We start from the raw sequence: 23,945 nt of genomic DNA on the forward strand, positions 1-23,945 counted from the left end.
CGTGCGTGTCCGGGAGGGTCTGCGCCAGGAGGTCCTGGAGGCCAACCTCACCATCCCCCAGGTCGGCCTCGCGACCCTCACCTGGGGGAACGTCAGCGGAGTCGACCGCGAGGCGGGCGTATTCGTCATCAAGCCCTCCGGGGTCCCCTACGAGGACCTCACGATCGACGACCTGGTGACGGTCCGCCTGTCCGACGGCGCGGTCGTCGGAGGCCACCTGCGTCCGTCCACCGACACCGAGACCCACCGCTGCCTCTACCGGGCGTTCCCCTCCATCGGCGGCGTGACCCACACCCACTCCACCCACGCGGTCGCCTTCGCGCAGGCCCGCCGCGACATCCCGGTCCTGGGCACCACCCACGCCGACACCTTCAACGGACCCATCCCCGTCACCCGCGACCTCACCGCCCAGGAGTGCGCCAAGGACTACGAGTACAACACCGGCCAAGTGATCGTGGATCTGCTGGACGGAGAGGATCAGCGGGCCGTCGAGGTCCCCGCCGCCCTCGTCTCGGGCCACGGCCCCTTCACCTGGGGCGCCACCGCCCGCAAGTCCCTGGAACACGCGATCATCTGCGAGGCCGTCGCCGACATCGCCCTCCACACCATGTCCCTCAACCCGACCGCCCCACCGCCCCAGCACCTCCTGGAGCGCCACTACACCCGCAAACACGGCCCCGACGCCTACTACGGCAACCCGGAGGCGGCGCTCCCGAGACAGTGAGCGGCGAGAGCGGGGGCCCGGCCGGACCGGGCCCCCGGTCTCGGACTACTGGTCGAAGTAGCTGAGATCACCCACGGTCCACGCGCTGACGTCCTTGATCGCGACGCGGTACATGCCTCCCGTCTCCGGGATACCGAGGCTTCCCTGCAGGATCCGGGCGAGATGGAAGTGCAGATGGGTGGGCTGGGCGGGCGCCCCGTCGTGATCGGGCCGGTCCCCTCCCGGCTCACGGGAGAAGACGTCGGAGAACGGGCCGAGGCGGTCCGAGTCCTTCAGCACCTCCGCCACGCGCTCCCGCCACACGGCCTCAGGAGCCAGCCGGCCGGTGATGACGGCACCGCCGACGACCACGGTCAACGACATCTGATTGCTTCGCTCGGACTCCACCGCGGTGGAGAGGGCGACGAGCAGCTCGTCAGGGTTCGACATGAGAGCAGATCCTATTCAGTCCCGGAACCGGCCTGCGGTCCGGGCCAGCAAATCTACTCTTGCCAGAGTAGACATCCTTCGCCGACATAGTTACGCTTCATATCGTAGACATGGTCGAACGAGACCCGGCAGACACGAACTGGCGGGTAGTGGTAGACGAAGTTCGCAGGTCAGTGCGGCTCTCGAGCCTCGAAGCCAAGGCGTTCCCAGGGTGGCGACGAGGCTGAGGGCCGCACTGGGCGGCTCGCACATCAAGGAGCCGCCGGCGCAGTACCGATCCTCCGGGGCCCCGATGCCGTACGGCATCGGGGCCCCGCGCGCGTCGAACCCGCCGTCACGTCGAGTGCCCGCCGACTCGGGGAACCGGGCGTGTTGAGCGGGTGAAGCTTGGGCCCGTGGTCGTGTCGCGGGGCATGCATGAAGCTCGCCGCCGCACCCGGACGAGTCGGCGGACACGACGCGCTGGAGGCGAGTGATGAACCAAAGAGCTGCCCAAGCCGAACCCACGACCCACCGGGTCCCCGTCCTCATCGTCGGCGGTTCCCTCGTCGGCCTGTCCACCTCGGTCTTCCTGGGCCGGCTGGGCGTACCGCACACGCTGGTGGAACGGCACGCCGGCACCTCCATCCACCCCCGCGGCCGCGGCAACAACGTGCGCACCATGGAACTGTTCCGGACGGCCGGCGTCGAGCCGATGATCCGTCAGGCCGCAGCCACCCTGGCCGACAACCACGGGATCCTGCAGACCCCCACCCTGGTCGGCGACGCGGGCGAGTGGCTGTTCAAGGAGATCGACGCGGGCGGCGGACTGGCCCGCTTCAGCCCCAGTTCATGGTGCCTGTGCAGCCAGAACGACCTGGAGCCGGTCCTCCTCGACCACGCCACGCGGCTCGGCGGCGATCTGCGGTACGCCACCGAACTGCTGTCGTTCGACACCTCGCCCTCCGGCGTCACCGCGATCCTCAAGAGCCGGGAGACCGGCGAGCACACCACCGTCCTCGCGGACTACCTCGTCGCCGCCGACGGCCCCCGCAGCCCCGTCCGCGAGCAGCTCGGCATCGGCCAGAGCGGTCCCGGTGACCTGTTCAGCAACGTCAGCATCACCTTCCGCTCCCGCCGCCTCGCCGACGTCGTGGGCGAGCGCCGGTTCATCGTCTGCTACCTGACCGACCCGGAGGCCGACGGCGCCCTGCTGCCCGTCGACAACCGGGAGAACTGGGTCTTCCACGCGCCCTGGCACCCCGAACGCGGCGAAACGCTGGAGGAGTTCACCGACGAGCGGTGCGTCGACCACATCCGCCGCGCGGTCGGCGTCGCCGATCTCGACGTACAGATCACCGGCCAGGCCCCCTGGCACGCCGCCCAGCGCGTCGCCCGCAGCTACCGGTCGGGGCGCGTCTTCCTGGCCGGCGACTCGGCCCACGAGATGTCCCCCACCGGGGCGTTCGGCTCCAACACCGGTATCCAGGACGCGCACAACCTCGCCTGGAAGCTCGCCGCGGTCCTCGGCGGCTGGGCCGGGGAGACGCTCCTCGACTCCTACGACGCCGAGCGGCGCCCGGTGGCGGAGGCGACCAGCGCCCGCGCCGCCGCCCGGTCGGCCGAGCACAGCCACCCCGGCTACGCCCCGCCTCCAGGCACCGGTGGCGGCCCGCAGCGCGGCATCCTCAACGTGGCCCTCGGCTACCGCTATCCGCAGGGCGCGGTCGTGGGCGCCGATCCCGCGACCCCGGTCGTCCCGGACCGTCTCGACCTGTCCGGCGAACCCGGCAGCAGGGCACCCCACCTGGTGGTACGCCGCCAAGGGGAACGGATCTCCACCCTGGACCTCTACGAACGCTCGCTCGTCCTGCTCAGCGACGCGGGGGCGTCGAGCGGCTGGCACCAGGCCGCCGTCCGCCTCGCCGCGGAGACGTCCGTCCCGCTGACGTCGTACCGGGTGGGCGAGGGACCGGACACCGAGCTGACGCCCGAGGGCGGCACGGACTGGTCGGCCGCGCACGGTACGACGCCCCAAGGCGCCGTACTGGTACGGCCCGACGGGTTCGTGGCCTGGCGGTCGCAGGGACCGGTCGCGGATGCCGAATCGACGCTGCGTCAGGTTCTGAGCACCCTGCTCGGATCCGTCTGACATTCCCCCGGATGCGGGCGTGTTCACCCGGGTGAGCGCCTTGAGTGGTGGCGGACGCCCGGGTGACTGACGGTGGATCACGTCGGGGGCGGGCCACCTCAGCTGACGAAGCAGCAGCTGCCCGGCCACCGACGGAAGGAACGTCACATGCGCTCTGCCCGCATCCTCCTGACCACGGCGGCGGCCTCGGCCGTCCTCGTTCTCGGCGCACCCGGCGCTCACGCGGCCGGGGACGACTGGGATTCGTCGGACTCCTCCTACAGCAAGGAGCACACCAACCCCAAGTACGACCCGGAGACCTACAAGGACAAGGACAAGGACAGCGAGCAGGGCCGGGAGTCCGGTGGCGGCAAGCACGACGGCGGCTGGAGCGGCAGCCACGAGAAGCCCAGCGGCGGCATGCACACCGGCGGCGGCGGGCTCGCCTCCCCCGCGGTCACCACGGGCGGCCTCGCCATGCTGGTGGTCGCCGGAACCGGCCTGTACGCGGCACGCCGTAAGAAGTTCGCCGGAAGCATGGCCTGACCCATGCCGGACGCGATAGCCGCCGTGGCCGCCACGCGTGTGCCGCGTGGCGGCCCGGCCGGCCCTCCCCGTGCCCCGTCCGCCTGATTTGCTGCCGTGCCCTGGTGAGGTGGTGCCCGATGGCAGTTCGTCCTTCTCCCCCCGCAGACAGTCCCGGCCAGGACGATCCCGCCCCGACCGGGGACGGGTCCCACACCAAGCTGATGCTGGGCGCCGCGGCGCTCCTGGTGCTGGCCGTGAGCCTGTTCGGCGGAAACGACGGGTCGTCCGCCGACGCCCCCCGGCTGCCGCGGGCCCTGCCCACCGCCGTATCGGCTCCACCCGCACCGCCCGGACAGGCGGCCGGGCAGCCGGCCGGCAGGCAACTGCGGCGGTCCAGACCCGAACGCCTGCTCATTCCGAAGATCGGGGTCGACGCCCCCTTCACGGATCTCGCCATCGGCCCCACGGGCCGGCTCGAACCTCCTCCCGCCGCCGACACCAACCTCGTCGGCTGGCACGCCAAGGGCGTCTCCCCCGGGGAACCGGGCACCGCGATCATCGCCGGACACGTCGACACGAAGACGTCGGCGGCCGTGTTCGTGAACCTCGGCGAACTGGAGGCGGGGGACGTCTTCCACGTCGACCGCGCCGACGGGCGCCGAGCGTCCTTCGTGATCGACAGCGTGGAGACGTTCGAGAAGGACAACTTCCCCAGTCGGCGCGTGTACGACGACACGGCCCGGCCCGAGGTGCGGCTCATCACCTGTGCGGGTGACTACGACCGTTCGGCGAAGGACTACACGGACAACCTCGTGGTCTTCGCCCACCTCCTCTGAGCCCCCCCTCACCCGCCCCGCCCCGCCCGGCTCCCGGGCCGCCGGTCACCCCCACGGTGCATACGAGTCGCGCGCTTCCCGGGGCGGGCTGACGATCGAGGAACGCCGACGTCACGCCCCGTGGCCGACGTTCGTCCGCCTTAGCCCCCGAAGGAGATGTGCGCAGGATGACCACCACGTCCGACCGTGTTTCGAAAGCGCCTACACAACAGGCGTCGCAGCGAGTCTCCCAGTCCGTGTTCGACGGCTCCAGGCTCCGTGTCGTCCTGCTGGTCGACGTCTACGACGGGGCCCAGCAGCAGTTCCTGGAGGCGTACGAGAGCCTGTGCAGCCAGGTCGCCTCCGTTCCCGGACATGTCAGCGACCAGCTGTGCCAGTCCATCGAGAACCCCTCCCAGTGGCTCATCACCAGCGAGTGGGAGAGCGCCCCGCCGTTCCTCACCTGGGTCAACAGCGAGGAACACGTGCGGATGGTGCAGCCGCTGCACAGCTGCGTCCGGGACACCCGGTCGCTGCGCTTCCACATCGTCCGCGAGACCGGCGGCCCGGCGGTGCCGACCGGGCCCGGGAAGCGCCGGCTCCAGGCGGCGCCCAGGATCGGTGACGGGGTCATCCGCCACGCGCTCACCTTCACCGTCAAGCCGGGCAGCGAGGCCACCGTCGCCGAGATCCTCGCCGGCTACACCTCGCCGGAACCGCGGGTCGACGACACCACCCGGCTGATCCGCACCTCCCTCTTCATGCACGGCAACCGGGTCGTCCGGGCCATCGAGGTGCGGGGCGACCTGCTCGCCGCGCTGCGCCACGTCGCCCGCCAGCCCGAGGTGCGGGCCGTCGAGGAAGCCATCAACCCCTATCTGGAGCAGGACCGGGACCTGGACGACCCCGAGTCCGCCCGGGTCTTCTTCACCCGCGCGGCACTGCCCGCCGTGCACCATGTGACGGCCGGGCAGGAGAGCCCGGAGGCCGTGCGGCACGCGCTGTACTACCCGGCCCGCGAGGGCCGCGGCATGCAGCTGGCCGAGCTGCTCGCCCGGCAGGACGAGGCCGCGGCGGACGATCCGCGGGGACCGGTGCTGCGCAGCACCATCTTCCAGCGCGACGACGTCGTGATGCGCCTGGTCGACGTGCGCGGCCCCCTCGACGGCGACCCCGGCCCGGTGCTCGGTCTCACCGAGCACGGCCGGGCGGCCGAGCTGACGGCACTCCTCGACGGCGAAGCCCTCGGGGTGGACGGTCCGGCACTGCGGGACAGCAGCCCCGCCCACCTCCTCGCGGTCTCCCGCATGGACCTCGTCACCGACCGCCGCGCGCCCGAGGCCTGATCCCACCGGCTCGGGCCGTGACCGGCCACGCCCTCATGTCGAAGCAGCACCTGTTCGGAGGAACCTCGTGATCAAACGTCATCCCGGAGTGGTGGACCTCAGCGAGGTCGAGCCCAACACCCGGCGCGGGGGCGATCTGCGCGCCCTGCTCACCCCCACCACGGTCGGCTCCACCAGCGGTTTCATGGGCGTGGCCATCGTGCAGCCCGGCGACCGCATCGCCGAGCACTACCACCCGTACTCCGAGGAGTTCATCTACGTGGTGTGCGGGCAGCTCGAGGTGGACCTGGACGGTGAGCCCCATGAACTGCGTCCCGAGCAGGGGCTCCTGATCCCGTCCCACATGCGGCACCGCTTCCGCAACGTCGGCAACGTGGAGGCCCGCATGGTCTTCCACCTCGGCCCGCTGGCCCCGAGCCCGCCGCTCGGGCACGTCGACACCGAGGACGCCGACGGGGTGCCGATCCCCGTGGACGCGGTCCACGCCGGGGCGGCCGAACAATCCGGGTTGCGCTCATGAACAGGCGCGTGGCGGTCACCGGCATAGGAATCGTCGCTCCGGGCGGTATCGGCGTCCCGGCGTTCTGGGACCTGCTGACCAGCGGTCGTACGGCGACCCGCGGGATCACGTTCTTCGACCCGTCGGAGCTGCGTTCCCGGATCGCCGCCGAGTGCGACTTCGACCCGGCGGCCCACGGACTGGACGCGGAGCAGATCACCCGGAGCGACCGTTACCTCCAGTTCGCCCTGGTCGCCGGCGAGGAGGCGGTACGGGACTCCGGCCTCGACCTGGCCGCGGAGAACCCGTGGCGGGTCGGAGTCTCGCTGGGCACCGCGGTCGGCGGCACCACCCGGCTGGAGCACGACTACGTCCTGGTCAGCCACGGCGGGCAGCGCTGGGACGTGGACCCCCGGGAGGCAGGTCCGCACCTGCACCGGGCGTTCTCGCCCAGCACCCTCGCCTCGGCGGTGGCGGAGCGGTTCGAGGCGCGCGGGCCGGTGCAGACCGTCTCCACCGGCTGCACGTCGGGGCTCGACGCCGTCGGGTACGCCTTCCACACGATCGAGGAGGGCAGGGCCGACGTGTGCATCGCCGGCGCCTCCGACTCGCCGATCTCCCCGATCACCATGGCCTGCTTCGACGCGATCAAGGCCACCTCCCCGAGCAACGACGACCCCGCCCACGCCTCACGCCCCTTCGACGCCCGGCGCAACGGGTTCGTCATGGGCGAGGGCGGCGCGGTGCTCGTCCTGGAGGAACTGGAACACGCACGGGCCCGCGGCGCGCGCGTGTACTGCGAGATCGGCGGCTACGCCACGTTCGGCAACGCCTACCACATGACCGGTCTGACCGGTGAGGGCCTGGAGATGGCCCGGGCCATCACGGACACCCTCGACCAGGCCCGGCTCGACCCCACGGCGATCGACTACGTCAACGCCCACGGGTCGGGCACCCTGCAGAACGACCGGCACGAGACGGCCGCGGTCAAGCGGGCGCTGGGCGCGCACGCCTACGACACGCCCATGAGCTCCATCAAGTCCATGGTGGGCCACTCCCTCGGCGCGATCGGGGCGATCGAGGTCGTCGCCTGCACGCTGGCCCTGGCCCACCAAGTGGTCCCGCCCACCGCGAACTACGAGACCCCGGACCCCGAGTGCGACCTGGACTACGTGCCGCGCGTGGCCCGCGAGCGCAAGCTGCGCAGCGTGCTCTCCGTGGGCAGCGGGTTCGGCGGCTTCCAGTCCGCGGTGATCATGACCCTGCCGAGGGAGAGGACCGAATGAGCGCACCCCAACCCCGGCGCGCGGCCGTCACCGGAATCGGCGTGGTCGCGCCCAACGGAACCAGCACCGAGGCCTTCTGGAAGGCCACCATGGAGGGCGTCGCCGTCCTGGACCGGATCACCCGCGACGGGTGTGAGCACCTGCCGCTGCGGGTGGCCGGTCAGATCCGGGACTTCGATCCGCCCTCGGCGGTCGAGGAGCGCTACCTCGTCCAGACCGACCGGTTCACCCACTTCGCGATGGCCGCGGCCGACCTGGCGCTGGACGACGCCGGGCTCGGCCGGTCCGACACCGACGCCGCGCCGTTCTCCGTGGGCGTGGTCACCGCCGCCGGTTCCGGCGGCGGCGAGTTCGGGCAGCGCGAGTTGCAGCAACTGTGGGGCAAGGGAAGCCGGTTCGTCGGGCCGTACCAGTCCATCGCCTGGTTCTACGCCGCGAGCACCGGCCAGATCTCCATCCGGCGCGGCCTCAAGGGCCCCTGCGGGGTGGTCGCCTCCGACGAGGCGGGCGGTCTGGACGCCCTGGCGCACGCGGCGCGGGCCGTGCGGCGCGGCACCGACGTGATGGTGGCCGGCGCGACCGAGGCGCCGCTGGCCCCCTACTCGATGGTCTGCCAGCTCGGGTACGAGGAGCTGAGCACCGTCGGGGAACCGGACCGCGCCTACCGCCCGTTCACCGCCGCCGCCTGCGGATTCGTGCCCGCGGAGGGCGGTGCCATGCTCGTCGTGGAGGACGAGGACTCGGCCCGGGAGCGGGGCGTGCCCGTGCGGGCCACGCTGGCGGGACACGCGGCGACGTTCACCGGCGCCTCCCGCTGGGAGGAGTCCCGGGAGGGGCTGGCCCAGGCGATCCGGGGTGCCCTGGACGAGGCCGGATGCGCACCGGAGGAGATCGACGTGGTCTTCGCCGACGCCCTCGGCGTCCCGGAGGCCGACCGCGCCGAAGCACTGGCGATCGCGGACGCCCTCGGCCCGCACGGCACCCGCGTGCCCGTCACGGCGCCGAAGACCGCCATCGGCCGGGCCTACGGTGCGGCGCCCGTGCTGGACGTGGCCGCCGCGGTGCTCGCGATGGAGCACGGACTGATCCCGCCCACCCCCAACGTCTTCGACGTCTGCCACGACCTCGACCTCGTCACCGTCCGCGCGCGAGCCACCGAGGCGCGCACGGCACTGGTCCTCAGCCGAGGGCTCATGGGGTCGAACGCGGCGCTGGTGCTACGGCGCGGTGCCGCGGACGCCTCCTAGCGAGGCTGCGCGAACACAACACCACACAAGGAGAGGAACGCCATGAGTGACCGCATCACCGTGGAAGAGCTGGCCGAGCTCATGAAGAAGGCCGCCGGCATCACCGTCGCCCCCGAGGAGCTCGAGCAACGCAGCGACTCGGGCTTCGACGCCTTCGGCCTCGACTCGCTCGGTCTGCTCGGCATCGTGGGCGAGCTGGAGAACCGGTACGGCACCCCGATGCCTCCCGACGCGGAGAAGAGCAAGAGCCCCCGGCAGTTCCTCGAACTCGTCAACAGCGCGCTTCTGGCAGGAGCCTGAGATGACCGGACACACGCAGAACGAGATCACCATCGCGGCCCCGCTGGACCTGGTCTGGGACATGACCAACGACGTCGAGAGCTGGCCGCAGCTGTTCAGCGAGTACGCCTCCGCCGAGATCATCTCCCGGGAGGGCGAGCGGACCACCTTCCGGCTGACCATGCACCCCGACAAGGACGGCAAGGTGTGGAGCTGGGTCTCGGAGCGGGAGCCGGACCGCGACACGCTCACCGTGCGGGCCCGCCGGGTCGAGACCGGGCCCTTCGCCTACATGAACATCGTGTGGCAGTACGAGAAGGTCCCCGAGGGCACCCGGATGGTGTGGACGCAGGACTTCGCGATGCGGCCGGACGCACCCGTCGACGACGACTGGATGACGGACAACATCAACCGGAACTCCAAGGTCCAGATGGAGCTGATCCGGGACCGCATCGAGAAGGCCGCCGAAGAGCGCCGGCCCGTACAGATGCTGTCCGACTGAGCGGGACGGAGAACATGACGATGCATCAGTCCCTGATCGTCGCCCGTATGGCCCCGGAGTCGGCCCTGGACATCGCCAAGGTGTTCGAGGAGTCGGACCGCGGCGAACTGCCGCACCTCGTCGGGGTCGCCCGGCGCAGCCTGTTCCAGTTCGACGACGTGTACCTGCACCTCATCGAGTCCGAGCAGGACCCCGGGCCCGCCATCGCCAAGGTGGCCGGACACCCCGAGTTCCGGGACATCAGCGAGCGCCTCGCGGCGTACGTCAGCGCGTACGACCCGGCGACCTGGCGGTCACCGAAGGACGCGATGGCGCGGTGCTTCTACCGCTGGGAGCGGGACGCCGCCTCCTGACCCGCCGTTCGCCGGGCACGCACCGCGCGTGCCCGGCGAGGGTCGGTCAGGCGGGGATCGTGCAGTCGAACGCGTGCAGATAGGGGTTGACCGGGCGGACGTCGTCGATGACCAGGCCCGCCTCCGTCAGCCTGCGGGTCAGGCTTTCCGTGGTGTGCTTCGCCCCTCCGACGTTGAGGAGCAGCAGCAGGTCCATAGCGGTGCTGAACCGCATCGAGGGCGAGTCGTCGACCAGGTTCTCGATGGCCACGACCCGCGCTCCCGGACCGCCCGCCCCGATGACGTTGCGCAGGGTGCGGGTCGTGCTCTCGTCGTCCCACTCCAGGATGTTCTTGATGATGTACACGTCGGCCTGGACCGGAACGGCCGTACGGCAGTCACCGGGCACCAGGCGCACCCGGTCCGCGAGCGCGCCGCCCGGACGCAGCCGCGGGTCGGCGTTCTCCACCACGCGCGGCAGGTCGAGCAGGGTCCCGTGGAGCGACGGGTACTTCTCCAGCAGGCTCGCCACCACATGCCCCTGACCGCCTCCGATGTCGGCGACGGACTTGCTCCCCGACAGATCGAGGAACTGGGCCACATCCCGCGCGGACTGCACGCTGGAGGTCGTCATGGCGCGGTTGAAGACGTCGGCCGACTCCGGCGCGTCCTCGTTGAGGTACTGGAAGAACTCCTTGCCGTAGAGGTCCTCCACGACGTTGCGGCCGGAGCGCACCGCCTCGTCCAGCATCGGCCACGCGGCCCAGGTCCACGGCTCGGTGCACCACAGCGCGATGGCGCGCAGGCTGTTCGGATCGTCCTCGCGCAGCAGCCGGGACATGTCGGTGTGCGCGAACGTCCCGTCCCGCTGCTCGGCGAAGATGCCGTAGCAGGACAGGGCGCGCAGCAGCCGTCGCAGCGTCCTGGGTTCGGTCTTCACCGCGGCCGCGAGGTCCTCCACGGCCAGTGGGCTGTCGTCGAGGGCGTCGGCGACACCCAGCCGGGCGGCCGCGCGGAGGGCGGCGGCACAGGCCGCGCCGAACACGAGTTCCCTGAGCCGCATGGCCGGCGGCGGGGCGGTCCGAGCGGCCTCAGCCGTCCGAGTGGTCTGAGCGGTCGTCATGGGCCGCCTCTCTTCTTCGAGTTCCTGGATCGCCACGGCCGGTCAGCACATTCCGGCGGGGCTGGAGGCCCGGCAGGTGTTGTGTTCGAAGGTGTTGTCCTTGCCCGCGTCCGTGTTGACGAGGTCCGCCGGGGCGTTGTCCTCCAGCACGTTGTCGGAGATCCGGTTCCGTTCGCTGGGGGTGCCCACGAAGCTCTTGAACAGGACGATGCCGCCCGACAGCGAGGAGGCGCCGGCGTTGCCGATGACGCGGTTGCCCGTCACCAGGGCGTCCTCGGTACCGGTCAGCACGATCCCGGAGCCCTGCAGCGCGTCCAGCCGCGCGGTCTTCGGGCAGGACTTGTTGTTCTTCACGACGGAGTTGTCGCGCACGGTCAGCGCGCCGGCCCGCGGCTTGTTCTCGTCGCCCACGACGAAGACGCCCGCGCAGTTGCCGGTGAGGTGGTTGCCCGCGACGGTGAGGTTCCTCAGGCGCCGGACGGTGAGGCCGATCCGGTTGCCCTCCAGGCGGTTGTGCTCGACCACGGTTCCGCCGGTGTCCGCGGCGCCCGCCTCCTCCTTGATGGTGTTGGCGAGGAACAGGCCGGCGTCGCCGTTGTCCCGGGCGGTGTTCTTGCGGAACACCCCGTGCACGGAACGCTCCTGGGCGATCCCCCACACCCCGTTCTTCACCGCGGTCACGTTCCGTACGGTCAGCCCGTCGGTCGCCATGGCGAACACGCCGGTACCGGTGAAGCCGGTCACGGTGAGGGAGGCGATGGTGACGCCCTCGACGTCGTGGTCCTTCGTACCGAGTACGCAGATGCCGTTACCGGCCTCGGCACACTTGCCGGTCTTCGTCGGGGCCGGCTCGATGACGGTGCGGCGGCCCATGCCGCTCAGGGTGATCCCGGGCGTGCTCACCATGACGCTCTCGCGATAGGTACCCGGGGTCAGCAGGACGGTGTCGCCCGGCTCGGCGGCGTCCACCGCCTGCTGGATCGACTCTCCGGGGAAGACCACGTGGGTCATCTGGTCGGCGGCGACGGGCGGGGCGGCCCCGAACACCGCCCCGATGATCGCCACAGTGCATGCCAGGCGGGAGATATGAAATCTCATCATATTCGGCACGGTATGGCCTGGAAGGTCGCGAATGAGCGGGATAGTCCATCCGGGGGCGTGTCACGGGTGCGGTCCGCCGCGGGCGCCAGATGTGACGTTCATCGTGATCGCGGGGTTCCGGGTCGTTCGCCGACGTGCCGTCCGCTGATGCCGACGACCCCGGCGCATCCGCCATCACCGGAGGTCACAGGGCTGCGGGCGGAGCGCGCGGGAGGTAGGCGGCGTCCAGGGGAGCGCAATATCTGCGCCCGCTGAATGAGATATAGGACCGGGGCACGGCGAGTATTCCCCGAACGTCGGTGCGGTCCACAATTATCGCCCCGCCGGGGCCGATCACCCCGTGCTACTGTCGATCTCAGTTGCAGGTGTGGTTGCCACAAGGTTTTTTCCGACGGGTTAATCAGCACGGCGACACGGGATTCACGCAGGGTGAATTCCGAAACCGCCTCCGAAGGAGAAATGACATGGCTACTGGCACCGTGAAGTGGTTCAACGCGGAAAAGGGCTTCGGCTTCATCGAGCAGGACGGCGGCGGCGCCGACGTCTTCGCCCACTACTCCAACATCGCCGCCCAGGGCTTCCGTGAGCTGCTGGAAGGCCAGAAGGTGTCCTTCGACATCGCGCAGGGCCAGAAGGGCCCGACGGCCGAGAACATCGTTCCGGCCTGACGCTCGGCACCGCCGCGCTAACTTCGCAGCTGGGGCCCGCACCTTGCGGTGCGGGCCCCAGCTCGCGGCATTTCAGGGCGCATCACACACATCGCCTCGGCCCGTTCTCGCGATTCTCTGCGCCGCTCACCGGCTGCGGGAATTCCTTGATACGTGCCGCATCAAGGAAGGTTTCGCATGAATCGCACACGCTCAAATCCCACCCGTGGCCGCTCCGGCGCTCCGTACCGTGGTTCCAGGACGAACGGAAATCGGCAGACCGTGCAGGGCGAGTTCGCCCCGCCGAAGACGATCACGCCCGCGCTGCCCGCGGTCGAGGCGTTCGCCGACCTCGACATGCCCGAGCGGATGCTGGCCACGCTGGGCCGTGAAGGCGTGACCGCGCCGTTCCCGATCCAGGCGGCGACCCTGCCGAACGCCCTGGCCGGCCGTGACGTCCTCGGCCGTGGCCGCACCGGCTCCGGCAAGACCCTCGCCTTCGGCCTCGCCACCCTGGCCCGTACGGCCGGACAGCGTGCCGAGCCGCGAAAGCCGCTCGCCCTCGTTCTCGTCCCCACCCGTGAGCTCGCCCAGCAGGTCACCGACGCGCTCACCCCCTACGCCCGCTCCGTGAACCTGAAGCTGGCCACCGTCGTCGGCGGAATGTCCATCGGCAGGCAGGCCGGTGCGCTGCGCGCCGGGGCCGAGGTGGTCGTCGCGACGCCCGGACGGCTCAAGGACCTCATCGACCGCGGCGACTGCCGGCTGGACGAGGTGGCCATCACGGTCCTCGACGAGGCCGACCAGATGGCCGACATGGGCTTCATGCCCCAGGTCACCGCCCTGCTCGACCAGGTGCGTCCGGGCGGGCAGCGGATGCTGTTCTCCGCCACCCTGGACCGCAACGTCGACAAGCTGGTGCGGAACTACCTGCACGACCCCGTCGTCCACTCGGTGGACCCCTCGGCCGGCGCGGTCACCACGATGGAGCACCACGTCCTGCACGTGCTCGACGCGGACAAGCACCGGACGACCACCGAGATCGCGGCGCGGGACGGCCGGGTGATCATGTTCCTGGACACCAAGCACGCGGTGGACCGGCTGACCAAGCACCTGCTGAGCAGCGGCGTGCGCGCCGCGGCCCTGCACGGCGGCAAGTCCCAGCCGCAGCGCACCCGCACCCTCGCCCAGTTCAAGACCGGACACGTGACCGTGCTGGTGGCGACCAACGTGGCGGCGCGCGGGATCCACGTCGACAACCTCGACCTGGTCGTCAACGTCGATCCGCCCACCGATCACAAGGACTACCTGCACCGTGGCGGTCGTACGGCCCGCGCCGGCGAGTCCGGCAGTGTCGTCACCCTGGTCACCCCGAACCAGCGCCGTGACATGAGCCGGCTGATGGCCTCGGCGGGCATCACCCCCCGGATCGCCCAGGTGCGTTCGGGCGAGGAGGAGCTGAGCCGCATCACCGGGGCCCAGGCGCCTTCCGGTGTCCCGGTCGTCATCACCGCGCCGCAGGCGGAACGCCCCCGCCGCACATCGTCCTCGTCCTCGTCCTCGTCCCCGTCCCCGTCCCGGGGCCGTCGTGGACGCCGGGGCCAGGCGGGCCAGGGCCGCCCCGTGGGCGAAGCGGCACGCCGCAGCGCACCGCGCCGGACCGGCTTCGGCTCCGCTGCCTAGGACGGCTGCGCCGACCCGCTCCACGACCCCACCCCTTTCCCCGTAGGAGGCACCCATGACGCCGACCCAGACGCCACACGTGATCTTCGACCGGCAGGGGCCCGGGCCCCGGGTCAGTGACGACATGACGGTCGAGGTGGCTCTGTCCCTCATGGCCGGTGCCCGCGTCGATCACCTCGTCCTCTGCGACGGGGACGAGCAGCGCACGGGTGTGGTCACCCTGGCCGGGCTCGCCGTTCTCCGGGACAGCGCCGCCTACACCGACCGGCTCCAGCTGCGGGAGGTCCTCGGCCTCGCCGGCTGATCCACCCTCAGGCCCGATGGGGCCCTGCCGACGCGCGTCGGCAGGGCCCCATCGTCATATCCCGGCGCGGTTCTTCACGTCGAAGGATGTCTGCGTCACACGAACGCCAAAATCTCCTCTTGTCAGAGTAGACATTGGCTCCTGCCACGGTTACTGTTTTTCTCGTAGACATGGTCAAGCGAGGAAAGAACGGAGGACAGACGCCATCAGGATCGCCCGGCCCGATGTGTTCGGCCCGGGTACCGCAAGACCCCGGATTGGATGGTGGTCCCCGGTCACGCAGCCGCGATCCCCGCACCCCTCCCGTCACCGGGCCGGGTAGCGGAAACAGAAGGTCGGCACAGCAACAGGGCCGACAGATGGTGTTGAATTCCCTTCGGGGCCCCGGTGCCGTACGGCACCGGGGCCCCTCGACGCGTTGCACAACGAGGTGACATGACAGCAGATATTCCACTCGGCGACCGCCTGGACGACGACGACTACCCCGCGTACACGATGGGTCGGGCGGCAGAGATGCTCGGCACCACCCCGGGCTTCCTGCGAGCCATCGGGGAGGCCCGGCTGATCACTCCCCTGCGCTCGGAGGGCGGACACCGCCGGTACTCCCGCTATCAGCTGCGGATCGCCGCCCGCGCCCGCGAGCTCGTCGACCGCGGCACCCCCATCGAAGCCGCCTGCCGCATCGTCATCCTCGAGGACCAGCTCGAGGAAGCGCAGCGCATCAACGCCGAGTACCGCCGCGCCGCGAACTCGCCATCCGACAACTCCGGGTCCCGCGCCGGCTGACGGCGCGGTGGTGTCACCAGCTGACGGCGTCGCCCATCGACTGCTGCCAGTAGGTGACCTTGAGCGAGTCGTCCACGTAGACGCCCTTCGCGGCCAGCGGCGGGTGGGCGCCCGTGCCGACGCTCTCGTTGCCGGAGCGGCCGTGGAAGTAGACGGTCAGGGACTTCGCGGTGTAGCCGTTCGCGCTGCTGCCGTCGGTCGCGGACAGGCTCACGGAGGCGTACCCGGACTCGCCCGGCGCGAGCGTGACGACCGCCTGCGGCTTCGAGGCCTCGATGACCGGGGGCACGGACTGGGCCTCGCCGAAGCGGACTGCCGGGTAGCCGTAGAGGTAGCAGCTCTTGCTGCCGGTGTTGGTGACCGTGAGCAGCATGTGGTTCACCGGGCGGGTCAGCGGGGCCGCGACCGTCCTGGTGGTGGAGCCCTCGCAGGTGACCGGCCTGCCCGCCGCGGAGGTGGGCGCCTTCGTCGGCCCGGGGGTGCGCACGGCGGACGTCGCGGTGCCGCCCGTGGACCCGGCGCCGGAGGATCCCGTGGAGGCCGACGGGCCGGTGGTGGCCGCGGAGCCCGAGGGAGCCGAGGTGGCGGTGGCCGTGGCCTCGGAAGAGACCGCGGTGGAGGGGCTCGTGCCGGTCGCGCGGCCCTCGTTCTTGATGCCTGCCCCGTCGTTGCACGCGGTCAGCGAGAGCGCGGCGAGGACGGTGGTCGCGGCGGCGGCGACGAGACGGGTGCGGGAGATCTTGGACATGGTGCGGTGCCCCTTCGGAGGTCGGGTGGCGTGGTGATTGGATGACCGAAGCTTGTGAGGTGATCCGTCCCGACCGCCACGCTCAGCGGGCAGTTGGGGACACTGGAACGCCGAAACGGGCTTTGACCAGGGGGAACGCACTGCCCCTGGAATGCTTTGCCGGGATGCGGGGGGTTGAGGGGGACGGGTGTCAGGGGCAACGGGGACCGACCGGCCGGAGGCGTTCGCGCAGCTGCTGCGGGAACTCAAGGACCGGTCGGGGCTGAGCTACGGGACGCTCGCCAAGCGTCTGCACATGAGTACGTCGACGTTGCACCGCTACTGCAACGGCACCGCCGTGCCGGTCGAGTACGCCCCGGTGGAGCGCCTCGCGCGGGTCTGCCGGGCCACACCGCAGGAGCTGGTGGAGCTGCACCGGCGCTGGATCCTGGCGGACGCGGAACGTGGACGCAGGCCGGACCAGGTGGCGGCGAAGGATGCGGGTGAGGCCGCGACCGGGAACGCCGAGCCCGTTGTCGTCGAGACCCCTCTCGACGCCGTCCCACCGCGTCCTCGCTCCTGGCTCCGCCGTCGCCGTACCGCGCTGATCGCGTCCGTCGCGGTGCTCGCCGCGCTGGGGCCCGTCGCCTACGCCCTGCGCCCGGTGCACACCCGCGCCGGGGACACCACGGTGCCGACGTCCACCGGAACCCCGGACACCGGGTCCGCCGGGCAGCCCTCCGCCACCCCGTCCGCCGGCGCGAGCGCACGCAAGCCGTCCGCGTCGGCCACCGGCTCTCCGAGCAGGACAGCCGGTTCGAAGAGCAACGGGTCCGGCACCTCGAAGGGCGGGGGCAAGCAGGGCGCGGCCCCGGACACCGCCGTCGGCGTCCCGCTCACCGTCGGCGTCCGCCCCTACGTCTACGCGGACCCGTGCAGTCAGCACTTCCTCGTCGACAGCGATCCCGACAAGGTCGGCCCGCCGGCGCCCGGCGAGCAGGACGCGCCGCGCTGGGCAGCCGCCTACGGGGCGGTCTCCTCGGGCGAGCAGCGGATCGCGCTCACCGTCCAGGGCACCGGCGAGGAGACCGTCGTACTGAACGCCCTGCACGTCCGCTTCCTCACCAAGGGCGCGCCGCTCGCCTGGAACGACTACTCGATGGGCGTCGGCTGCGGAGGCGGTGTCGGTACCAAGTTCTTCGACATCGACCTGGACAACGGCAGCCCCACGGTCACCGCGAAGAACGGCCAGCGCGACTTCCCGTACAAGGTCAGCGAGTCCGATCCGGAGGTCTTCTACGTCACCGCCCGCACCAAGGCGCACGACGTCCGCTGGGACCTCAGCCTCGACTGGTCCAGCGGCGGCCGCAGCGGCACGATCCACCTCGACGACGACGGCAGGCCGTTCCGCACCAGCGCCCAGGTGGGCCGCCCGGGCTATGACTATCCGCTGGGCGGCGGCGAGTGGATCGAGCGGACGGGCGGCTGATCCGGGCGTCCGTCGCGGTTCACAGCAGTTCGGGCTGCGGCTGCGGCGCGCGCGCCAGTGGGGTCGCCGGTTCCCACCGGGCCGCGGTCCGCGTGTAGCCGTAGATCACCGAGCCCATCGCCAGCAGGAGAAGGGGGCCGGCCAGCCACGGGTACTCGGCCATCCGTACCGGCAGATAGCGGTACGACAGCAGGAGCGCGAGGAAGACGGCCGCGCCGTAGGCCGTCAGCCGGAGCCCGGCGCGGTCCCAGCCGCGATCGTAGGAACGCAGTCCCGCCTCGATGGTGAGGGTGAAGACCACGCCGGCGACGAGGTCCACGCCGTAGTGGTAGCCGAAGCCCAGCGTGGCGCAGAGGGTGGCGATCAGCCAGAAGGTGCCCGCGTACCGCAGGAACCGGGGGCCCGTGCGGGAGTGGATGAGGATCGCGGTGGCCCACGCCGTGTGCAGGCTGGGCATGCAGTTGCGCGGGGTGACCGCGTCGAACGGTATGGAGTGCGGGGCGTATATCGGCGGCGGTGTCTGCGGCCACAGGTTCGCCACCGCCCAGCTCCCGTCGCTCGGTATCTGCGGCGACCACAGGGCGATGGACGCCCAGTGGTCGGTGCCGGTGCCGTAGGCGAACACCGGGCCGACCACCGGGAAGATCATGTAGATGGCCGGTCCGAGCAGGCCGATCAGCAGGAAGGTGCGTACCAGGTGGTGGCGCGGGAAGCGGCGCTGTGCCGCCACGTGCCGCAGCTGGTACAGCGCGACGACCACCGCGGCCACCGCGAGCTGGCCGTAGATGGTGTCGAGGAAGTTGAAGCCGACCGCTCCGGTGGCGGTGACGAGCCGGCCCATCAGCCACGACGGGTCGCCCAGGGCGTGGTCGGCGTTGGCGAGATACGGGTCGAGCACCTGCGGCCGGCTCTTCGCGGTGATGAGCAGCCAGGTGTCACCGGTCTTGCGGCCTGCCACCAGCAGCAGGCCCAGCCCGACGCCCTTCAGCAGCAGGACGCGGTCCGCGCCGGTGCGGCGGGTGAGGGCGATGACCGCGCAGCCCACGATCACCCACAGCGCGCCGTTGCCGAAGGGGTGGCCGTGGGTCACCTCGATGTCGCACACCCACCGGACCACCGCGAAGGCGAGGTCCACGGCGATCGCGGCACCGAACGCCAGGAACCGCTGCCGCCAGGTCAGCACCACCGTCATCAGTGCCAGGCCGGCGTACAGCAGGGGGCCCGACTTGGGCGGGCACACGAACTCTCGCGCCTGAGTGGTGAGCGGTCCCGGCAGGCCGTAGTGGTGGGCGGCGCACTCCATCGCGATGAAGAACCCGAGGGCCACGACGGCCCCCACGGCCCAGAGCCTCGCTCGCGAAGGAATCCGCGGTGGCATTTCTATCACTTTCAGCCAGTTTCACTAGATGCTCGTCAGAACCGCCTGCCCGACTGTGGAAGAGGGAAGGAGCGCCGCCCTGGTTCCTGTGTCCACCCTAAGAAACCCGGCCGACCGAAGATGCAGGGTATGACATGGCAGCACTAATCGAACACCGGACGGCGAGGGTCCGGCCGGTTGTCACGAGATGGCTCTCAGCCCGCCGTGCGCCGGACGGCGCAGTTCGTCGACTGCCCGGTCCGTCGCCTCGTCAGCGGGGAGGAGGACGAGCAGCTGCTGTGCGTCCGCGGAGAGCTCGAGGGTCTCGCGGACCAGCCGGAGTTCGGGTCCGAAGGGATGCCGCAGCCGGAGGTCCCCGCGCCGCGGCACGACGTGACGGTTCAGGCGGCGGGTGAGTTCGGGGCCGGCGACGGGTGCGAGGTCCGCGGTGAACCACTCGTGGGAGTCGAGGGACGGCCCCAGCCACAGGTCGAAGGCCCGCTCGTCCGCGATGTCGTCCCAGTCGGCGAAGAACGACCGGGCGCGGGGGTCGGTGAAGACGTACCGGGTGAGGTTCGGGGTGTCGGAGTCGAGCAGTCCCGTCCCGTTCGTCACCGCCTCGAACGCGTCGGTGTGGGCGAGGACGTCGCCCATCCGGTTGGTCACCAGGGCGATGCCCGGCTCAAGCAGGCGCAGCGTCCGCAGTACGGAGGGCCGTACGTGGCGCGACGGCGGGGCGGGCCGGGCTTGGTGGGCCACGCACTCACCGCCGCTGATCTTCGTGAGGTAGCGCAGGTGGGTGCGCTCGGCGGCGTCGAGGCCGAGCGCGTCGGCCAGGGCGTTGACCACGGTGATCGAGGGGTTGCGGTCGCGGCCCTGCTCGATGCGGGTCAGGTACTCGACGCTGATGCCGGCCCGGGCGGCGAGATCCGATCGCCGTAGCCCCGGTGACCTGCGGCGGCCGTGGTCCGGCAGGCCCAGCGACTCCGGCTGGATACTGTCCCGCTTGGCCCGGACGAAATCCCCCAGTGGTGTCCCCATGACCCGAGCATAGGTTCCGAACCGCTGCCTGAGCAGGGCTCAGGGTGGCCCTGCGGGGGCCAGCCTCAGCCCGGTCTGGCTGCGGTCGCGGAGCGGTCCGATCGTGGTGGGCATGGCAAACGACAAGCACAAGCTGGTGGTCATCGTCGGAAGCGTCCGGGAAGGGCGGTTCGGGCCGGTCGTGGCTTCGTGGGCGGCCGAGCAGGCCGCGGCGCACGGGGGGTTCGAGGTGGAGGTCGTCGATCTGGCCGGGATCGACGTCCCGTTGGCCCTGCCCGCGGTGTCGCCGAAGTACGCCGGGGACGACTATCCGCGGCCGGCCGGGATGGAGTCGCTGACGTCGGCTCTGGAGAGCGCCGACGCGTTCATCGTGGTCACGCCGGAGTACAACCACAGCTACCCCGCGTCCCTGAAGGCCGCGATCGACTGGCACTTCACCCAGTGGACGGCCAAGCCCGTCGCCTTCGTCAGCTACGGCGGCGCGGCGGGCGGACGCCACGCGGTGCTGCACCTGGAGAACGTCCTGACCGAACTGCACGCGGTCACCGTCCGCGACGGCCTCGCCTTCCCCAACTACTTCACCGCGTGGCAGGACGGCCGCCCGCTGGACCCGGAGGCCGCCGGATACGCCAAGACCCTGCTGGAACAGCTGTCCTGGTGGGCGGGCGCCCTTCGCTCGGCCCGCGAGAGCACGCCGTACCCGGCGTGAGCCGGCGGCGGGGGGACATCCCGAGCGTGTGGTGGATCACGGTGGTGGGTCGGGGGTGCTTCTCGGGGACTTCGGGCGGGCGCAAAAGTCTGGTGTGGTGACGTCACATATGCGGGTGCGTCGAACCTTGGGCATACACCATGGGGCGGGCCGCCGACATCCCGCCGTCCTGGCGGACCCGCTCACCGATGCCTCCGCCCGAACGAGGAGATGTGCCGACGGCCGGACGAATAACTGTCACGGCCACAACAGAATCATGGGCGGGGCGCGGCGAGGTTTTCGACCAGGGCGCCACTACGATTCAAGTCGGTGTAGATCCACCCACCTACCCTGTGTTACCGTGATAAAAGTTGCAGTTTTGGTTTCCGGAGAATTTCTTTATTGAACTTCACCGGCGTCTTTCCGGATCTTCCGGAGGGGAGTCCATCGCGGCGACTCGGGGTCCGTACAGTGCGGGTCCCGGCACTGCCCCCTAGGGAGATTCAATATGGCATCTGGCACCGTGAAGTGGTTCAACGCGGAAAAGGGCTTCGGCTTCATCGAGCAGGACGGTGGCGGCGCGGACGTGTTCGCGCACTACTCCAACATCGCCACCTCCGGCTTCCGCGAGCTTCAGGAAGGCCAGAAGGTTACCTTCGACGTCACGCAGGGCCAGAAGGGCCCGCAGGCCGAGAACATCGTTCCCGCCTGACGCTGACGCGTATCTTCACGGCTGGGGCCCGCACTCTTGGGGTGCGGGCCCTGTCCCATTGCCTGTGAACAATCTGATTGTCCCGAAGAGTCTTATTATCTTCGCTTTGTTTCTCCCCGGCTCTTTCTTGCGAATTCTCGTGCGGCTTCGCCGCGCCCAGCAGGAATTCCTCGACACGTGCCGCACGCATCGAGGAAGGGTTCCCCTCCCATGAACCGCACCCGTCGTACCGGGAACAACGGGAACAGCACGTCCCGCCTGCACTCCCGGGGCGCGAGCCACCAGCGTTCCCGCCCGGCCGCCGCACCCGGCGGCGAGTTCACCCTCCCCACCACCGTCACCGAGGCCCTGCCGGCGGTGGAGGCGTTCAGTGAGCTGGACCTGCCCGAGCGTCTGCAGGCCGCGCTCCTCGCCGAGGGTGTGACCACCCCCTTCCCCATCCAGGCCGCGACCCTGCCGAACTCGCTGGCCGGCCGTGACGTCCTCGGCCGTGGCCGCACCGGCTCCGGCAAGACGCTCGCCTTCGGTCTGCCGCTGCTGGCCCGCCTGGACGGACAGCGCGCCGAGCCCCGGCACCCGCTCGCCCTGGTCCTCGTACCGACCCGCGAACTGGCCCAGCAGGTCACCGACGCGCTCACCCCCTACGCGCGGGCGCTGCGCCTGCGCGCGGCCACCGTCGTCGGCGGCATGTCGATCGGCCGGCAGGCGTCCGCGCTGCGAGCCGGCGCCGAGGTCCTCGTGGCGACGCCCGGCCGGCTCAAGGACCTCATCGAGCGCGGCGACTGCAGCCTGAACCAGGTCACCATGACCGTCCTGGACGAGGCCGACCAGATGACCGACATGGGCTTCATGCCCCAGGTCACCGCCCTGCTCGACCAGGTACGCCCCGACGGCCAGCGGATGCTGTTCTCGGCCACGCTCGACCGCAACATCGACCGGCTGGTGCGCAACTACCTGCACGACCCGGTGGTGCACTCGGTCGACCCGTCCGCGGGCACCGTCACCACCATGGACCACCACCTCCTGCACGTCCGGGACGACGACAAGCACGCCACCGCCACCGAGATCGCCGCCCGCGAGGGCCGCGTGATCATGTTCCTGGACACCAAGCACGCGGCGGAGCGCCTGGCCAAGCACCTGCTGTCGGTGGGCGTGCGGGCCTCGGCGCTGCACGGCGGCAAGTCCCAGCCGCAGCGCACCCGCACCCTCGGCCAGTTCAAGGACGGCCAGGTGAGCGTGCTGGTGGCCACCAACGTCGCAGCCCGCGGAATCCACGTCGACGACGTCGACCTCGTCGTCAACTTCGACCCGCCCGCCGATCACAAGGACTACCTGCACCGCGGCGGCCGTACCGCACGCGCCGGCGAGTCCGGCACCGTGGTCACCCTGGTCCTGCCGCACCAGCGGCGCGCGGTGGACCGTCTGATGTCCGACGCCGGCGTCACCGCGCGGACCACCCGGGTCCGCCCGGGCGAGGCCGAGCTGAACCGCATCACCGGCGCCCGCACCCCCTCCGGCGTGCCCGTCGTCCTCCCCGCTCCGGCGCCCGCCGAGACCCCGAAGCGCTCCGGGTCCGCGGGACGCAGCCGCAGCGGCCGCCCCGCGCGGGGCCGCCGCCGCTCCACCCCCACCAGCCGATAGCCGTACGACCCACTGACGGGCCCGGTGGCCGCGCCGCCGGCGTCCCCGTCGAGAAGGAGACGAACAGGGCCGCACCCTGGCCGTTCTCACCGTCACGTCCCCGCCCCCGTGGAGGCACCATGCGCATCGTCATCGCACGTTTTCCCTTCGACCTGACCATGAGCGAGGTCGAGAGGTCGATGGACGGCGTCCAGCCCGAACCCGCCACCGGCCTGTGTGTGACCGTCGGCCCCCACGTCTACCCGGTCAAGCAGGTCGGCCAGGTGATCACCCGGCAGGACCGCCGCGACTTCACCGCCAGCGAGGTGGGCAGGGCCCTGACCCGGCTCGGCTTCACCTGCCACGAGGTCCAGCCGCCCCGCCAGGAAGCCTTCAACGACCCGGCCGCGTCCCTCCCCTGGGCCGACACCCCGCTGGGCTGACGCATCCCGGGCGCACGGCACGGCGGTCCGCCGAGATCATCCCGTTCCGTTCCCTCTCCCCGCTGCCCCGTGCAAGACTGCGGCTCCTCACGGCAGCGCCGCCGCTTGAGCGGGGGCCTGTGCGGCG

26 protein-coding genes are annotated in these 23,945 nt (G+C 71.0%); 20 read left to right on the forward strand and 6 right to left on the reverse strand.

The genetic code is table 11. The annotated features are described in order from the left end of the window. Window position 1: 1 nt before the first annotated feature. Window positions 2-724 (forward strand): L-ribulose-5-phosphate 4-epimerase AraD, encoded by a 723-nt coding sequence (gene araD, locus ACIRP7_RS10590; protein ID WP_403656160.1) that lies wholly within the window; start codon window positions 2-4, stop codon window positions 722-724. Between the two features lie 45 nt (window positions 725-769). Here araD and ACIRP7_RS10595 read toward each other — a convergent pair whose 3' ends face one another. Next, window positions 770-1,153, reverse strand: a complete 384-nt coding sequence (locus tag ACIRP7_RS10595) for a hypothetical protein (RefSeq protein ID WP_403656163.1) — start codon at window positions 1,151-1,153, stop codon at window positions 770-772. A 475-nt stretch (window positions 1,154-1,628) separates the two neighbouring features. On the opposite strand from ACIRP7_RS10595, the gene ACIRP7_RS10600 reads away from it, so the two are divergent. The 10 genes from ACIRP7_RS10600 to ACIRP7_RS10645 all read left to right on the forward strand — a co-directional run bounded on the left by ACIRP7_RS10600 (window position 1,629) and on the right by ACIRP7_RS10645 (window position 10,118). Beyond that, the gene (locus ACIRP7_RS10600; RefSeq protein ID WP_403656166.1) at window positions 1,629-3,284 is read left to right on the forward strand and encodes an FAD-dependent oxidoreductase; all 1,656 of its coding nucleotides are present in this window, start codon (window positions 1,629-1,631) and stop codon (window positions 3,282-3,284) included. A 147-nt stretch (window positions 3,285-3,431) separates the two neighbouring features. After that, on the forward strand, window positions 3,432-3,809 hold the full coding sequence (locus ACIRP7_RS10605) for a hypothetical protein (protein ID WP_403656169.1): 378 nt from the start codon (window positions 3,432-3,434) through the stop codon (window positions 3,807-3,809). Between the two features lie 119 nt (window positions 3,810-3,928). Beyond that, window positions 3,929-4,627, forward strand: a complete 699-nt coding sequence (locus ACIRP7_RS10610) for a class F sortase (protein WP_403656171.1) — start codon at window positions 3,929-3,931, stop codon at window positions 4,625-4,627. 167 nt (window positions 4,628-4,794) lie between these two features. Next, window positions 4,795-5,952: a SchA/CurD-like domain-containing protein gene (locus ACIRP7_RS10615; protein ID WP_403656174.1), complete on the forward strand. Its 1,158-nt coding sequence runs from the start codon at window positions 4,795-4,797 to the stop codon at window positions 5,950-5,952. Between the two features lie 67 nt (window positions 5,953-6,019). Continuing rightward, the gene (locus ACIRP7_RS10620; RefSeq protein ID WP_352387490.1) at window positions 6,020-6,472 is read left to right on the forward strand and encodes a cupin domain-containing protein; all 453 of its coding nucleotides are present in this window, start codon (window positions 6,020-6,022) and stop codon (window positions 6,470-6,472) included. Next, window positions 6,469-7,737, forward strand: a complete 1,269-nt coding sequence (locus ACIRP7_RS10625) for a beta-ketoacyl-[acyl-carrier-protein] synthase family protein (RefSeq protein ID WP_403656177.1) — start codon at window positions 6,469-6,471, stop codon at window positions 7,735-7,737. Before ACIRP7_RS10620 ends, ACIRP7_RS10625 begins: the two co-directional genes overlap by 4 nt. Continuing rightward, a complete protein-coding gene (locus tag ACIRP7_RS10630) occupies window positions 7,734-8,984 on the forward strand; it encodes a ketosynthase chain-length factor (RefSeq protein WP_403656180.1) in 1,251 nt (416 codons plus the stop codon). The genes ACIRP7_RS10625 and ACIRP7_RS10630 overlap by 4 nt, the downstream gene beginning before the upstream one ends. A gap of 42 nt (window positions 8,985-9,026) precedes the next feature. Then, window positions 9,027-9,284, forward strand: a complete 258-nt coding sequence (locus tag ACIRP7_RS10635; RefSeq protein WP_352387485.1) for an acyl carrier protein — start codon at window positions 9,027-9,029, stop codon at window positions 9,282-9,284. 1 nt (window position 9,285) lies between these two features. Continuing rightward, entirely contained in the window at window positions 9,286-9,765 is a 480-nt protein-coding gene (locus tag ACIRP7_RS10640) for an SRPBCC family protein (protein ID WP_352387483.1), read from the forward strand. 20 nt (window positions 9,766-9,785) lie between these two features. Next, window positions 9,786-10,118: a TcmI family type II polyketide cyclase gene (locus ACIRP7_RS10645; protein ID WP_390003267.1), complete on the forward strand. Its 333-nt coding sequence runs from the start codon at window positions 9,786-9,788 to the stop codon at window positions 10,116-10,118. Between the two features lie 46 nt (window positions 10,119-10,164). Here ACIRP7_RS10645 and ACIRP7_RS10650 read toward each other — a convergent pair whose 3' ends face one another. Together ACIRP7_RS10650 and ACIRP7_RS10655 are read right to left on the reverse strand one after the other, a co-directional pair. Then, entirely contained in the window at window positions 10,165-11,220 is a 1,056-nt protein-coding gene (locus ACIRP7_RS10650; protein ID WP_403656184.1) for a methyltransferase, read from the reverse strand. A 42-nt stretch (window positions 11,221-11,262) separates the two neighbouring features. Further along, window positions 11,263-12,321 (reverse strand): nitrous oxide reductase family maturation protein NosD, encoded by a 1,059-nt coding sequence (locus ACIRP7_RS10655; RefSeq protein ID WP_403656187.1) that lies wholly within the window; start codon window positions 12,319-12,321, stop codon window positions 11,263-11,265. 464 nt (window positions 12,322-12,785) lie between these two features. Here ACIRP7_RS10655 and ACIRP7_RS10660 point away from each other — a divergent pair, with 464 nt between their 5' ends. From ACIRP7_RS10660 to ACIRP7_RS10675, 4 genes are all read left to right on the forward strand, one after another. Then, the gene (locus ACIRP7_RS10660) at window positions 12,786-12,989 is read left to right on the forward strand and encodes a cold-shock protein (protein ID WP_004986771.1); all 204 of its coding nucleotides are present in this window, start codon (window positions 12,786-12,788) and stop codon (window positions 12,987-12,989) included. 177 nt (window positions 12,990-13,166) lie between these two features. Further along, window positions 13,167-14,651, forward strand: coding sequence for a DEAD/DEAH box helicase (locus tag ACIRP7_RS10665; RefSeq protein WP_403656191.1), 1,485 nt, complete (start codon window positions 13,167-13,169; stop codon window positions 14,649-14,651). Between the two features lie 55 nt (window positions 14,652-14,706). Beyond that, window positions 14,707-14,955 (forward strand): CBS domain-containing protein, encoded by a 249-nt coding sequence (locus ACIRP7_RS10670; RefSeq protein ID WP_403656194.1) that lies wholly within the window; start codon window positions 14,707-14,709, stop codon window positions 14,953-14,955. Between the two features lie 435 nt (window positions 14,956-15,390). Then, window positions 15,391-15,741, forward strand: coding sequence for a MerR family transcriptional regulator (locus ACIRP7_RS10675; RefSeq protein ID WP_403656197.1), 351 nt, complete (start codon window positions 15,391-15,393; stop codon window positions 15,739-15,741). A gap of 13 nt (window positions 15,742-15,754) precedes the next feature. Here ACIRP7_RS10675 and ACIRP7_RS10680 read toward each other — a convergent pair whose 3' ends face one another. Then, window positions 15,755-16,489: a DUF4232 domain-containing protein gene (locus tag ACIRP7_RS10680; RefSeq protein ID WP_403656200.1), complete on the reverse strand. Its 735-nt coding sequence runs from the start codon at window positions 16,487-16,489 to the stop codon at window positions 15,755-15,757. A gap of 187 nt (window positions 16,490-16,676) precedes the next feature. On the opposite strand from ACIRP7_RS10680, the gene ACIRP7_RS10685 reads away from it, so the two are divergent. Next, on the forward strand, window positions 16,677-17,957 hold the full coding sequence (locus ACIRP7_RS10685) for a helix-turn-helix domain-containing protein (protein WP_403656203.1): 1,281 nt from the start codon (window positions 16,677-16,679) through the stop codon (window positions 17,955-17,957). Between the two features lie 19 nt (window positions 17,958-17,976). Here the strand turns inward: ACIRP7_RS10685 and ACIRP7_RS10690 are convergent, their stop codons facing one another. Both ACIRP7_RS10690 and ACIRP7_RS10695 read right to left on the reverse strand, forming a co-directional pair. Then, window positions 17,977-19,296 carry a phosphatase PAP2 family protein gene (locus tag ACIRP7_RS10690; RefSeq protein WP_403656206.1) on the reverse strand — a complete coding sequence of 440 codons (1,320 nt, stop codon included), beginning with the start codon at window positions 19,294-19,296 and terminating at the stop codon, window positions 17,977-17,979. A gap of 219 nt (window positions 19,297-19,515) precedes the next feature. Further along, a complete protein-coding gene (locus tag ACIRP7_RS10695) occupies window positions 19,516-20,355 on the reverse strand; it encodes a helix-turn-helix domain-containing protein (protein WP_403656209.1) in 840 nt (279 codons plus the stop codon). 112 nt (window positions 20,356-20,467) lie between these two features. Here ACIRP7_RS10695 and ACIRP7_RS10700 point away from each other — a divergent pair, with 112 nt between their 5' ends. The 4 genes from ACIRP7_RS10700 (at window position 20,468) to ACIRP7_RS10715 (ending at window position 23,818) form a co-directional block, all read left to right on the forward strand. Continuing rightward, window positions 20,468-21,064 (forward strand): NADPH-dependent FMN reductase, encoded by a 597-nt coding sequence (locus ACIRP7_RS10700; protein ID WP_403656212.1) that lies wholly within the window; start codon window positions 20,468-20,470, stop codon window positions 21,062-21,064. A 487-nt stretch (window positions 21,065-21,551) separates the two neighbouring features. Next, window positions 21,552-21,755 (forward strand): cold-shock protein, encoded by a 204-nt coding sequence (locus ACIRP7_RS10705; protein ID WP_007383480.1) that lies wholly within the window; start codon window positions 21,552-21,554, stop codon window positions 21,753-21,755. Between the two features lie 210 nt (window positions 21,756-21,965). Beyond that, complete coding sequence (locus ACIRP7_RS10710; protein WP_403656217.1) at window positions 21,966-23,396, forward strand: DEAD/DEAH box helicase; 1,431 nt, start codon at window positions 21,966-21,968, stop codon at window positions 23,394-23,396. Window positions 23,397-23,515: 119 nt separating this feature from the next. Continuing rightward, the gene (locus ACIRP7_RS10715; RefSeq protein WP_053852860.1) at window positions 23,516-23,818 is read left to right on the forward strand and encodes an SCO5918 family protein; all 303 of its coding nucleotides are present in this window, start codon (window positions 23,516-23,518) and stop codon (window positions 23,816-23,818) included. The last annotated feature ends 127 nt before the right edge of the window (window positions 23,819-23,945 follow it).

Source organism: Streptomyces sp. NPDC102270, from assembly GCF_044766405.1.
Classification (GTDB): Bacteria; Actinomycetota; Actinomycetes; order Streptomycetales; family Streptomycetaceae; genus Streptomyces.

Excerpts from the sequence above, each read along its gene's own strand:
- ACIRP7_RS10655 (WP_403656187.1), bottom strand. The coding sequence starts at position 12,321 with ATGATGAGATTTCATATCTCCCGCCTGGCATGCACTGTGGCGATCATC.
- ACIRP7_RS10695 (WP_403656209.1), bottom strand. The coding sequence starts at position 20,355 with ATGGGGACACCACTGGGGGATTTCGTCCGGGCCAAGCGGGACAGTATC.
- ACIRP7_RS10630 (WP_403656180.1), top strand. The coding sequence starts at position 7,734 with ATGAGCGCACCCCAACCCCGGCGCGCGGCCGTCACCGGAATCGGCGTG.
- ACIRP7_RS10615 (WP_403656174.1), top strand. The coding sequence starts at position 4,795 with ATGACCACCACGTCCGACCGTGTTTCGAAAGCGCCTACACAACAGGCG.
- ACIRP7_RS10715 (WP_053852860.1), top strand. The coding sequence starts at position 23,516 with ATGCGCATCGTCATCGCACGTTTTCCCTTCGACCTGACCATGAGCGAG.
- ACIRP7_RS10705 (WP_007383480.1), top strand. The coding sequence starts at position 21,552 with ATGGCATCTGGCACCGTGAAGTGGTTCAACGCGGAAAAGGGCTTCGGC.
- ACIRP7_RS10625 (WP_403656177.1), top strand. The coding sequence starts at position 6,469 with ATGAACAGGCGCGTGGCGGTCACCGGCATAGGAATCGTCGCTCCGGGC.
- ACIRP7_RS10675 (WP_403656197.1), top strand. The coding sequence starts at position 15,391 with ATGACAGCAGATATTCCACTCGGCGACCGCCTGGACGACGACGACTAC.
- ACIRP7_RS10600 (WP_403656166.1), top strand. The coding sequence starts at position 1,629 with ATGAACCAAAGAGCTGCCCAAGCCGAACCCACGACCCACCGGGTCCCC.
- ACIRP7_RS10640 (WP_352387483.1), top strand. The coding sequence starts at position 9,286 with ATGACCGGACACACGCAGAACGAGATCACCATCGCGGCCCCGCTGGAC.
- ACIRP7_RS10700 (WP_403656212.1), top strand. The coding sequence starts at position 20,468 with ATGGCAAACGACAAGCACAAGCTGGTGGTCATCGTCGGAAGCGTCCGG.
- ACIRP7_RS10610 (WP_403656171.1), top strand. The coding sequence starts at position 3,929 with ATGGCAGTTCGTCCTTCTCCCCCCGCAGACAGTCCCGGCCAGGACGAT.
- ACIRP7_RS10670 (WP_403656194.1), top strand. The coding sequence starts at position 14,707 with ATGACGCCGACCCAGACGCCACACGTGATCTTCGACCGGCAGGGGCCC.
- ACIRP7_RS10680 (WP_403656200.1), bottom strand. The coding sequence starts at position 16,489 with ATGTCCAAGATCTCCCGCACCCGTCTCGTCGCCGCCGCCGCGACCACC.
- ACIRP7_RS10650 (WP_403656184.1), bottom strand. The coding sequence starts at position 11,220 with ATGACGACCGCTCAGACCACTCGGACGGCTGAGGCCGCTCGGACCGCC.
- ACIRP7_RS10645 (WP_390003267.1), top strand. The coding sequence starts at position 9,786 with ATGCATCAGTCCCTGATCGTCGCCCGTATGGCCCCGGAGTCGGCCCTG.
- ACIRP7_RS10710 (WP_403656217.1), top strand. The coding sequence starts at position 21,966 with ATGAACCGCACCCGTCGTACCGGGAACAACGGGAACAGCACGTCCCGC.
- ACIRP7_RS10665 (WP_403656191.1), top strand. The coding sequence starts at position 13,167 with ATGAATCGCACACGCTCAAATCCCACCCGTGGCCGCTCCGGCGCTCCG.
- ACIRP7_RS10605 (WP_403656169.1), top strand. The coding sequence starts at position 3,432 with ATGCGCTCTGCCCGCATCCTCCTGACCACGGCGGCGGCCTCGGCCGTC.
- ACIRP7_RS10635 (WP_352387485.1), top strand. The coding sequence starts at position 9,027 with ATGAGTGACCGCATCACCGTGGAAGAGCTGGCCGAGCTCATGAAGAAG.
- ACIRP7_RS10595 (WP_403656163.1), bottom strand. The coding sequence starts at position 1,153 with ATGTCGAACCCTGACGAGCTGCTCGTCGCCCTCTCCACCGCGGTGGAG.
- ACIRP7_RS10660 (WP_004986771.1), top strand. The coding sequence starts at position 12,786 with ATGGCTACTGGCACCGTGAAGTGGTTCAACGCGGAAAAGGGCTTCGGC.